11 protein-coding genes and 1 pseudogene are annotated in these 10,034 nt (G+C 64.7%); 3 read left to right on the forward strand and 9 right to left on the reverse strand.

Features of this window, described 5'->3' with window-relative positions; all coding sequences use genetic code 11:
* The 8 genes and pseudogenes from JaAD80_RS18840 to JaAD80_RS18875 form a co-directional block, all read right to left on the reverse strand.
* A pseudogene (locus JaAD80_RS18840) lies at positions 1-310 on the reverse strand (beta-N-acetylhexosaminidase); the annotation flags it as partial.
* The gene (locus tag JaAD80_RS18845) at positions 307-1,155 is read right to left on the reverse strand and encodes a carbohydrate ABC transporter permease (protein ID WP_102296305.1); all 849 of its coding nucleotides are present in this window, start codon (positions 1,153-1,155) and stop codon (positions 307-309) included. The gene JaAD80_RS18845 and the pseudogene JaAD80_RS18840, both read right to left, overlap by 4 nt.
* Before the next feature lie 13 nt (positions 1,156-1,168).
* The gene (locus JaAD80_RS18850) at positions 1,169-2,038 is read right to left on the reverse strand and encodes a carbohydrate ABC transporter permease (protein ID WP_102296292.1); all 870 of its coding nucleotides are present in this window, start codon (positions 2,036-2,038) and stop codon (positions 1,169-1,171) included.
* A gap of 7 nt (positions 2,039-2,045) precedes the next feature.
* Complete coding sequence (locus JaAD80_RS18855; RefSeq protein ID WP_102296294.1) at positions 2,046-3,305, reverse strand: ABC transporter substrate-binding protein; 1,260 nt, start codon at positions 3,303-3,305, stop codon at positions 2,046-2,048.
* A 134-nt stretch (positions 3,306-3,439) separates the two neighbouring features.
* On the reverse strand, positions 3,440-4,453 hold the full coding sequence (locus JaAD80_RS18860) for an SIS domain-containing protein (RefSeq protein WP_102296295.1): 1,014 nt from the start codon (positions 4,451-4,453) through the stop codon (positions 3,440-3,442).
* Positions 4,443-5,555 (reverse strand): N-acetylglucosamine-6-phosphate deacetylase, encoded by a 1,113-nt coding sequence (nagA, locus tag JaAD80_RS18865; protein WP_102296297.1) that lies wholly within the window; start codon positions 5,553-5,555, stop codon positions 4,443-4,445. The genes JaAD80_RS18860 and nagA overlap by 11 nt, the downstream gene beginning before the upstream one ends.
* Positions 5,552-6,286: a GntR family transcriptional regulator gene (locus JaAD80_RS18870; RefSeq protein ID WP_070282815.1), complete on the reverse strand. Its 735-nt coding sequence runs from the start codon at positions 6,284-6,286 to the stop codon at positions 5,552-5,554. The genes nagA and JaAD80_RS18870 overlap by 4 nt, the downstream gene beginning before the upstream one ends.
* Positions 6,280-7,161: a BadF/BadG/BcrA/BcrD ATPase family protein gene (locus JaAD80_RS18875; protein ID WP_102296298.1), complete on the reverse strand. Its 882-nt coding sequence runs from the start codon at positions 7,159-7,161 to the stop codon at positions 6,280-6,282. The genes JaAD80_RS18870 and JaAD80_RS18875 overlap by 7 nt, the downstream gene beginning before the upstream one ends.
* A 352-nt stretch (positions 7,162-7,513) precedes the next feature.
* On the opposite strand from JaAD80_RS18875, the gene JaAD80_RS18880 reads away from it, so the two are divergent.
* Complete coding sequence (locus JaAD80_RS18880) at positions 7,514-7,798, forward strand: hypothetical protein (protein ID WP_180979476.1); 285 nt, start codon at positions 7,514-7,516, stop codon at positions 7,796-7,798.
* A gap of 48 nt (positions 7,799-7,846) precedes the next feature.
* Here JaAD80_RS18880 and JaAD80_RS30395 read toward each other — a convergent pair whose 3' ends face one another.
* Positions 7,847-8,389, reverse strand: coding sequence for a hypothetical protein (locus JaAD80_RS30395; RefSeq protein WP_146012424.1), 543 nt, complete (start codon positions 8,387-8,389; stop codon positions 7,847-7,849).
* A gap of 148 nt (positions 8,390-8,537) precedes the next feature.
* Between JaAD80_RS30395 and JaAD80_RS18890 the strand changes: the two genes are divergently transcribed.
* Together JaAD80_RS18890 and JaAD80_RS18895 are read left to right on the forward strand one after the other, a co-directional pair.
* The gene (locus JaAD80_RS18890) at positions 8,538-9,077 is read left to right on the forward strand and encodes a hypothetical protein (protein ID WP_102296304.1); all 540 of its coding nucleotides are present in this window, start codon (positions 8,538-8,540) and stop codon (positions 9,075-9,077) included.
* A 70-nt stretch (positions 9,078-9,147) separates the two neighbouring features.
* Positions 9,148-10,034: ExeA family protein (locus tag JaAD80_RS18895; RefSeq protein WP_146012425.1), on the forward strand; the 887-nt coding region annotated here is incomplete at its 3' end.

Genomic DNA, 10,034 nt, shown 5'->3' on the forward strand with positions numbered 1-10,034 from the left:
GGCTGGCGTCGCCTTCGGCGCACAGGGCCATGGCCGTGGGCGGCTTGGCCAGCCAGGCCGGGCAGTTCGATGGCGCGCCGGCCGTGTCGATGGCGATCAGCGCCTGCGCGCCCAGCACGCGCTGCAGCGCGGAGGTAAGGCGCAGCAGCTGCGCCTTGTCGGCGATGTTGTCTGCGCGCAGGCACACGGCGCGGATGCCGCTCTCGTGCAGCCACTGCGCCGTGGCCGCATCGAGCTCGGTGCCGGCGACGCCCGTCATCAGCAGCTGGCCGGCCAGCAGGCGCAGGTCGGTGGCGATGCCGGCGCTCATTTGACGGCGCCGTCCATGCCGCGCATGAAGAAGCGCTGGGTGAACAGGAACGCCAGCAGGGTCGGCACGATGGTGATCAGGGTGCCGGCGGCGATCACGCGGGTGCTGCTGCCGAAGGTGCCGCGCAAATACAGCACGCCCACCGAGAGGGGAAATTCGTCGGGCTTGCTCATGACGATGGAGGGCCAGATGTATTCATTCCACGATTCGACGGCCGTCAGGATGCCGACGGTGGCCAGCCACGGCGTGATCAGCGGCAGCATGATGCGGCTGAAGATGATCCACTCGGACGCGCCATCGACGCGCGCCGCATCGATCAGGTCTTGCGGCACTTCCTCGAACGCCTGCTTGAGCAGCAAAATGGCCACGGCCGTCACCACGTTGGGCAGGATCACGCCCGTGTAGGTGTCGACCAGGCTCATTTGCGTGATGGTGATGAAGTTGACGAGGAAGTTCACCTCCGACGGCAGCACCAGGGTGGCGAGGATCAGGCCGAACACGAGTTTGCGGCCGCGAAACTTCAGGCGCGCCAGCGGATACGCTGCCAGTGAGCACAGCAGCAGTTTCCAGAAGACGGTGAACACGGCGATCAGCACGGAGTTCTTGAAGAACGACCAGATGGGAATCGCGTTGAATACTTCGATGAAGTTTTCAAACGAAGGGGCCTTGGGCCAGAAGGTGGGCGGGAAGGCGAAGATATTGCCTTCCGTGGAAATGGCCGTCACCAGCGTCCACCAGAACGGGAAGACGCAGACGACGGCGATGGCGCACAGCACGGCGTAGTGGCCGGCATGCTGGCCGATGCGCCGCAGGCGGCTCTTGAATGGGCGGGAACGGGTGGTCATGGTCATTCCCTTATCAGCGGTGCTTGGGTTTCAGGTAGCGCAGGCACAGCAGGGCGATGCCGATGCAGAACAGCGAGACGACGAAGCTGGCCGCCAGCGCGCGCGGCAGTTTCAAGTGTTTGAGACCCTGGTCGTAGGCGTAGTACAGCGCCGTGAAGGTGGAGTTCATCGGGCCGCCCTGGGTCAGCACGTCGACTTCCTGGTAGGCCTTCAAGGCCGCCAGCACGGACAGGATGGAGCACAGCATGATGGTCGGGCGCAGCATCGGCACGGTGATTTTCCAGAAACGCTGCCAGCGGCTGGCGCCATCGAGCATGGCCGCTTCCTGCATGTCCGACGGGATCGATTGCAGCGCCGCCAGGTACATCACCATGTACCAGCCCAGGCCGCGCCACAGGGTGACGAACATCACGGCAAACAGGGCCAGGCTGTCGTTCGACAGCCAGCCGACGGGCGCATTCACCAGCTTCAACGTCATCATCACGTAGTTCAGCGCGCCCTGCTCGTGGAACATGAAGCCCCACATGATGCCGACCACGGACACGGTGGTCACCACCGGCACGTAGAAGGCGGCGCGGAACAAGCGGATGCCGGGCAGGCGGTTGTTGACCAGCACGGCCAGGGTAATGGCGCCGATCTGCACGAAGGGCACCATCAGCAAAAACATCAGCGAGTTTTTCAGGCCCGAGACGAACATCTCGTTATTGAAGATGTAGCGGAAATTATCCAGGCCGACGAAGCGCGTCTCGCGTATCAGGCTGTAGTCGGTAAAGGCCAGCACGGAACCATAGCCGACGGGCCAGAAGGAAAAGGCGGCCAGCAGCAGCAGGGCCGGGGTCAGGAACAGCCAGGCTTGCAGGCTGTGGCGGTGGGCAAGTTTCATGGTGTCCTCAGTGGCGCGGCAGGGTGGCCAGCTTCTTGTTCCAGATGGCGACGGCCTGGTCCAGCGCCTGCCTGACATCCTGCTTGCCCGTGACGCCTGCCTCGACGGCTTTTACCAGCGAGCGGCGCAGTTCGTCGTAGTCGTCGATGCCGGCCACGTACAGGGTGCGCGAGTGGTTCATCGACATGGCGCCGGCGGCCACGGCTTTTTCGGCCGCGCCCGCGTGCTTCGGCGTGGACAGGAAGAACGGGTCGGCGGCCGCCTTGATGGTGGTCGGGAAGACGCTGGCCTGGCGCGCGAACGCCAGCTGGTTTTCATCGCCCGTCAGGAAGCGCGCGAACTTGCCCACCGAGGGCAGCAGGCGCATCGACACGCCTTTCGGAATGGCGAAGTGCACCAGCCAGCCGCCGTCGGCGATGCCGGTGGGGCCCAGTGGCGCGGGCGCCACATCGGTGATGGCGTAGATGTCCTTCGCGTCGCTGCGGATGCGCTGCATGGCCGTCGGCGGCGCCAGCAGCATGCCCAGGCGCCCGCCCTTGTAGGCGTCGATCACGGCGGGGAAGTTATCTTCGGCGAACAGGCTTTCCTTCAGCAGGCCGCCAACCTTGTAGGTATCGGCGAGTTTCTGCACCAGCGCCACGTGCTGCGGCGAATTGAAGACGGCCCGGTTGTTGGCGATCACGGCCAGGCCCTGCTGCATGAACAGGCCATCGATCTTGGAGAGGGCGGGGGCGATGCCGGCCTTGCCCGTCCGCTGTGCGATCTGGCGCGCGAAGGCCAGCTGTTCATCCAGGCTGGTGGGGCCGCGCGACAGGCCCGCCTGCTTGAAAATGGCGGTATTGAAGGCGATCACCGCGACATTGCTGTACATGGGGAAGCCATACGTGCGGCCCTTGAAGCGCAAGTCTTCCAGGGCGCTGGGTAGGTAGCTGGCGCGCGCTTCGCCAAGCAAGGCGTCGACGGGCGTGAGCAGGCCGTCGCGCGCATATTCGTCGGCCCAGGGCACGTTCAGGCTGACCAGCGCGGGCGGCGTGCCGGCCACGATGCGCGTGACCAGCTTGGTCTGGATGACGTCCCACGGGAAGTCGATCCACTCGATCTTGACGTCGGGATTCTGCGCCTCATAGCGCGCCACCACCGCATTGAAATACGGCGTGAACTTGGGCTTCATGCTGAAGGTCCAGAATTCGATTTTTTCGACAGCGCATGCCTGTGGCGCGAACAGGCTCGCGCAGGCAAACACCGCCAACAGTCTCTTGATCGTCATTTTTATCCTGGAGCGTAGCGCCCCAATGTCCATGAGTCCGCGGCGCGGGTACATGCCCTTGCCGTCGCTTATATTCTATTTGCTATCGGCAGCCCCGTCCCGTGCCGGGGCCGGGGCTGCCAGGTGCTGCTTGCCTAGTTGGTCTTCGTGACCTTGCTCAGGTGGCGCGGCGCATCCGGATCCATGCCGCGCGCGGCCGACAGTTTTGCCGCCATCACGTAGAAGGACTGGATGGCAACGATCGGATCGAGATCCGGCGTGGCCGCCACGGGCAGGGTCAGGTCGCGCTCGGCCACGTCGGCTGGCGCAGCCAGCAGGACCTTGGCGCCGCGGCCGCGCATTTCCGTGGCCAGCTGCAGCAGGCCGGCCTGGGTCGGGCCGCGCGTGGCGAAGATCAGCAGCGGATAGCCGTCTTCGATCAGCGCCATCGGGCCGTGCTTGATTTCCGCGCCGCTGAAGGCCTCTGCCTGCAGGGCCGAGGTTTCCTTGAATTTCAATGCCGATTCCAGCGCCACGGGGAAGCTGATGCCACGGCCGACGACCATGATGTTGCGGGCCGGGGCCAGCACGTCGATGGCGGGCGACCAGTCGACGCGGGTCGCTTCGAGCAGCGCTTCGGGCAGCGCTTCCAGGCCGGCCTGCAGCTCGGGATCGTTCTGCCACTGGGCCACCATGCGCGCGCCGGCGACCAGGCTGGTGATGAAGCTTTTCGTCGCGGCGACGCTTTGTTCCTTGCCGGCGCGCAGGGGCATGGCCCACTCGGCGGCGTGCGCCAGCGGCGAATCGATATCGTTGACCAGCGCCACGGTGGTGGCGCCGCCGTCGCGGAAGTAGCGGATCGGTTCGACCACGTCCGGGCTCTGGCCCGATTGCGAGATCGAGATGGCCAGGGTATCGCGCGTGACCAGCGGCGACTTGTTGAGGGTCACCAGCGACATCGGCAAGGACGCGACGACGCGGCCCAGGCGCGCCATGATCAGGTAGGCGACGTAGTTGCAGGCGTGGTCCGAGCTGCCGCGCGCGATGGTCAGCGCGGTCGAGAACGAGGTGCTCCTCAATTTGCGGCCCAGTTCCGCGTAGCGTTCCGTGTCGCTGGCCAGTTGCAGGGCGACGCATTCGGCGGCGGAAATGGCTTCTTTAAGCATCATTGAGGTCACAGATTTCTCCTTCTATATACACAGCTTTGAGTTTGAGATCGCGGTCGAGTACAACCAGATCGGCGTAGGTACCGGGGGCCAGCCGGCCACGTTCTTCCAGGCCCAGGTAATCGGCGGCGTTGGTCGACACGCGCTTGGACGCGTCGGCCAGGTCCAGTCCCAGTCCCACCAGGTTGCGCAGCGCCTGGTCCAGGGTCAGGGTGCTGCCGGCCAGTGTGCCGTCGGGCAGGCGCACGCCGCCCATGCATTTCTGCACGGCGTGGCGGCCCAGCATGTATTCGCCGTCCGGCATGCCGGTGGCGGCCGTCGAATCGGTGACGCAGTACAGGCGCGGGATGGCGCGCAGCGCTACCTTGATGGCGCCCGGGTGCACGTGCAGCAGGTCGGGGATCAGTTCGGCATACTCGGCGTGCGCCAGGGCGGCGCCGACCATGCCGGGTTCGCGGTGGTGCAGGCCGCTCATGGCGTTGAACAGATGCGTGAAGCCCATGGCGCCGTGTTCCAGCGCGGCCACGCCGTCTTCATAGGAACCGAGCGTGTGGCCGATCTGCACGCGCACGCCGGCGTCGGCCAGGGCGCGCACCAGGTCCAGGTGGCCGGCGATTTCCGGCGCCACGGTGATGACGCGCAGCTTGGCCAGGGTTTGCAGGCGCTCGATCTCGGCCAGGGTGGCGGCGCGCGCATAGTTGGGCTGCGCACCGAGCTTGCCGGAGTTGATGTACGGGCCTTCCAGGTGGGCGCCCAGCACGCGCGCCGTGTTCGGGCGGCGGTCCTTGGCGGCGGCGCCGATGGCTGTCAATGCCATGTCGATGTCTTCCGGTGGCGCCGTCATGGTGGTGGCCAGCAGGCTGGTGGTGCCGTGGCGCGCGTGGATGGCGGCGATGGCGTAGACGGCTTCGCCGCCTTCCATGATGTCCTTGCCGGCACCGCCATGCACGTGCAGGTCGATGAAGCCGGGCAAAATATAGTCGTCGCTGTTGTTCGACGGGTGGAGGGATGCGCCCTCGATGCTGTCGACGCGCTCGCCGAAGGCGATGGCGCCGTGGATCCAGCCGCCAGGGGTAAGGATATTGCCTTTGATAGTGCTGCTCATCTGCGCGACTCCGCTACGAATTCATAATAATCACTGCGGCAATACGAGTGGGTCAGTTCCACCGCCGCGCCGTTGTCGAGATAACTGACACGGGTGATGTGCAGCATGGCTTCACCCGTCTTGATGTTGGCCAGCTTGGCCTGTTCCGCCGTGGCGTTGACGGCGCGGATATGCTGCAGCGCGCGCATCGGGATGGTGCCGCGCGACTCCAGGTAGCCGTACAGCGAATCGGTGACTTGCTGCGGGTCCGGCATGTACAGCGCGGGTATGGTGGTGGTCTCGATCGCCATCACCACTTCGTCGGCCGTGCGCAGGCGGCGCAGGCGCGCCACCGGCATGTGCGGCGACAGTCCCAGCGACAGCAGTTCCAGCGGCGCCGCGGCGCCGATGTCGCGCTGCAGCCAGCGTGAGCCGGCCGTGAATCCGCGCTGGCGCAGTTCTTCCGAAAAGCTGGTCAGGCGCGACAGCGGCTGTTCCAGTTTCGGCGTGATGTAGGTGCCCGAGCCGCGCTTGCGCGTCAGCATGCCCCGGTCGCACAGCATGTCGATGGCCTTGCGCGCCGTGACGCGCGAAATTTCCAGGATATCCGACAGCACGCGCTCCGAGGGCAGGGCCTGGTTGGCGCGCCAGTCGCCGCTGGCGATGCCGTCCGACAGCATGTTCGCCAGCTGCATGTAGAGCGGCGTGTCGCTGGCGGGATTGGGCTTGAAGGCGGACAGTTTGGCTAGCATGGCGATGGCTCCCTTAAATGGTTGCGTATCAGGCGCAGGCCGCCTGCCGCCGAGTCGCCCTGTGCCGGCACGACCAGTTGCAGCAGTTCGGCCGGCAGGTAGGCCGACAAGGGTGCGGCCAGGCCGCCGCACAGGGCTACCGGCAAGGTGCCGGCCGGGTCGAGCGCCCTGGCGATCAGGGCGATCTGCTGCCCTGCCTCGGCCAGGATGGCGCGTGCCACCGTATTGCTGGCCGCGTGTTCCAGCACCAGGCGCGCCAGCTGCGCATAGGTGGTCTGGCTGGCGGCGGCCAGCCACACCTGCATGGCGTCGCGGTGGCCACCGCAGGCGTGGATGATGGCCGTGGCGAAGGCGCTGCCGGGCACGCGGCCGTCGACCACTTGCTGCGTATGGTTGATGGCGCGCATGCCGATCCAGGCGCCGCCCGCTTCGTCGCCGGAAGGGAAGCCCCAGCCGCCCACTTCATGGCGGCTGCCGTCGGCGTGCAGCACTTCGCCCACGCTGCCCGTGCCGATGGCCACGATGGCGCCCGGCTTGCCGCAATGGGCGCCCAGCAGGGTGGTCAGCGCATCCGATTCGAGCGCCACGTGGGCATAGCCGGGATTGTGTTCGATGAAGCTGGCGGCCCATTGCTTGTTGTGCACGCCGGCCAGGCCCAGGCCGATGGCCATGCGCTGCAGGGCGGGCTGTTCCAGGTTGGCCGCGCGGAAGGCCAGGGTGACGGCATGCGCCACGGAAGTCCAGGCGCGTTCGATGCCGTGCGCCAGGCCGGAAGGGCCGCTTTGTCCCTGCGCCAGTTCCTGGCCGTCAGGGCGTGCCACGCGGACGCGGGTGCCGCTGCCCCCGCCGTCGACGCCGATTATGTATTCGATCATGGTTATGCAGTCCGGCTTATGGTTGATTGCGCCTGTCTCGGTTTTTTTATTTGTCGGGCGGCGAAAAAGCTGAAGGCACTATATTGTTGCCTCGATGGCTTGTCAACAGGTATTTAAGTGGTATTAATAATTGGACTTGGGAATGCCACGGCATACCCGAGTGCATATTGCCAAGTGTTTGTTATTAAAGGAAATTTTGTGTGTCGCGAATGGTATTGAAATTGGCCTTGTTTAATGCCAATTTTTCGCCACTGGTACGCGGCTGGCCATGCGATGTTGCTTCTGCGCATGCTTGGCAAGGCCAGCCATCAAGAGTACAGTCCGCCTTTTACACCAGAGTTGGAAGAGCATGATGAACGACAAGGCAGCAAAGAGCGCGTACTGGGACGACTGGCAGCAAGAGGCGCTGGCCGCCGGCGTGTCGGCGCCGCTGGCCGCGCTGGGCATGGAACTGATGCGCACGCACCGCAAGAACCGCTGGCCGAAGGATTTCCTGGGCCGCGAAAGCGATGGCCCGGTCATGATCGAGATGTGCCTGGAAGATGAGGCGGAAACGGAATTGTTCTTTATCGAGAACCTGTACCCGTATGATGCGGCGCTGATCGAAAAGACCCGCCGCCGCCTGTGCCTGCATTGATCTGGCACTGACGTACGACTGGAACGGCCGCCTTGCGCGGCCGTTTTCTTATTGGGGCGTGAATTTTTCGCTGTGGACGCGGGTGCGCATGCGCAGGCTCAGCAATCCCATTGCCACCAGCAGCAGGGAATAGGTGCTCGGTTCGTGCGGCAGGCGCGTGCGCAGGCTGCTGCGGGACGGGCGAAAACTTGCCTGGCGAAAACCGGAGCCGGCAGGCGCCGCGTAGGCTGGCGGCGCGGCGGCCGCGTGCGTAGCCGTACCCGTTGACGCTACGGCATGCCCGGTGGTGCAGATCGCCAGGGCCGCGCCCAGCAGGATCATAGTTCTCATCATGTAATCATTGTCCAGGGCTACATTTGAATACGCATGGCGCGGCGCATGCCGGTCCACGTCCTGTCCCCAGTCGTTTGGCAGTTTCAGCGCGGCAAGCCTCCACTGAAAAGATATGTTTTTATAAATTGCGTGTATTAAAACACAATCAATTGAAAATGCAAACGTCTTTTTACAGATAAGCACATGCGCGGCATGATCGGCCGGGTCCGCTTCATTGCACCAGGGAAATGACGTGGCATTTTCATGGGGCGGTGTCATAATGGTTGCGGCATTCCCGCCCAGGCATGGAGTCGACAATGAGCAAGGCACAGGACAGCAAGAAAGAAGCCAAGAAGGAACCGGCCAAGACCATGAAGGAAAAGAAGGAAGCGAAAAAGGTCAAGAAAGAAGAGCGCAAGCGCTGATCATGCTGGCCCGCCGCCCCTTGCTGTCGCCGCGCCCGTCGCATGCATGGCGCGCGCCGGTCCTGCTGGCCACCGTCGCCAGCCTGGCCTTTGTCGCGCCCGTGTCCGGCGTGCTGGCGCAGCAAAAGCCGCCGCCGTCCACGTTTGGCCAGGTGGTGGGCAATGCCGTGCTGTGCGTCGACCAGATCGACAACAAGGCGTTCTATGCCTATCTGCTGACAGCCTTCGGTCCCGCCTACAAGCACGAAGGGGGCGCCTACTGGTTCCGCACGGATGCCAGCCTGTGGGGCGCGCCCATTACCGATGTGATCGTCAGCGACGACACCAGTCCCCTCGTCTTCATGGGCGTGGTGGCGGACACGACGCCGGAAAAGCTGGAGCCGGCCATCCGCAGCGCGTCAGGCCTGCGGTTCAATAAACTCGATAATTCCGCCTTTCCTGTCCGTGGTTCGCTGCCTGGCAGTAAAATCGTCTACTTCCGCAGCAAGGCTAAAGTCTATTGCGCCAAATACAAGCCGTTGCCGCCCGCGCAAACCCGCTGAGCCGCTGATCCGCTGGCTTGCCGAAGCAGTTTGCCGCAGCGCATTTTGATCGTTTCACCGCAGGGTCTCCATGTACACGCATTATTTTCAGCTCAAGCAATCGCCGTTTTCGATCGCCCCCGATCCCCGTTATCTGTACATGAGCGAACGCCACCGGGAGGCGCTTGCACACCTGCTGTATGGCGTGGGCAGCGGCGGCGGCTTCGTGCTGCTGACGGGCGAGATCGGCGCCGGCAAGACCACCGTGTGCCGCTGCTTCATGGAGCAGATTCCCGCGAATTGCCAGCTGGCCTATATTTTCAATCCGAAACTTTCCGTCGAAGAATTGCTGCATTCGATCTGCGAGGAATTCCGCATCGCCCTGGCGCCTGGCGTGGCCAGCGTAAAAGGCTATGTCGACGCCATCAACGCCTACCTGCTGGCCAGCCATGCGCAGGGCAAGAACAACGTGCTGATCATCGACGAGGCGCAGAACCTGTCGGCTGCCGTGCTGGAGCAGCTGCGCCTGCTGACCAACCTGGAAACAAGCGAGCGCAAGCTGCTGCAGATCATCCTCATCGGCCAGCCGGAACTGCGCGCCATGCTGGCCCGCCCCGAGCTGGAGCAGCTGGCGCAGCGGGTGATCGCCCGCTACCACCTGGGTTCGCTGACGGCTGCGGAGACGGCCAGCTACATCCACCACCGCCTGGCCGTGGCGGGCAGCACGGCGCAAACGCCGTTCGCGCCGCGCCTGATGGCGCAGATCCACGCCTTGAGCAAGGGCGTGCCGCGCCGCATCAACCTGCTGTGCGACCGTGCGCTGCTGGGCGCCTACGTGGAAAACCAGCCGCAGGTGACGCGCCAGATCCTGCGCCGCGCCGCCGAGGAAGTATTTGCCGAAGAGGGATCTGCGGCGCCTGCGCGCGCCATGCGCTGGCCGCAGGTGGCCGGCGGCGTGCTGGCCGGCGCCGTTGTCAC

Source organism: Janthinobacterium sp. AD80, assembly GCF_002878455.1.
Taxonomy (GTDB): domain Bacteria; phylum Pseudomonadota; class Gammaproteobacteria; order Burkholderiales; family Burkholderiaceae_D; genus Janthinobacterium.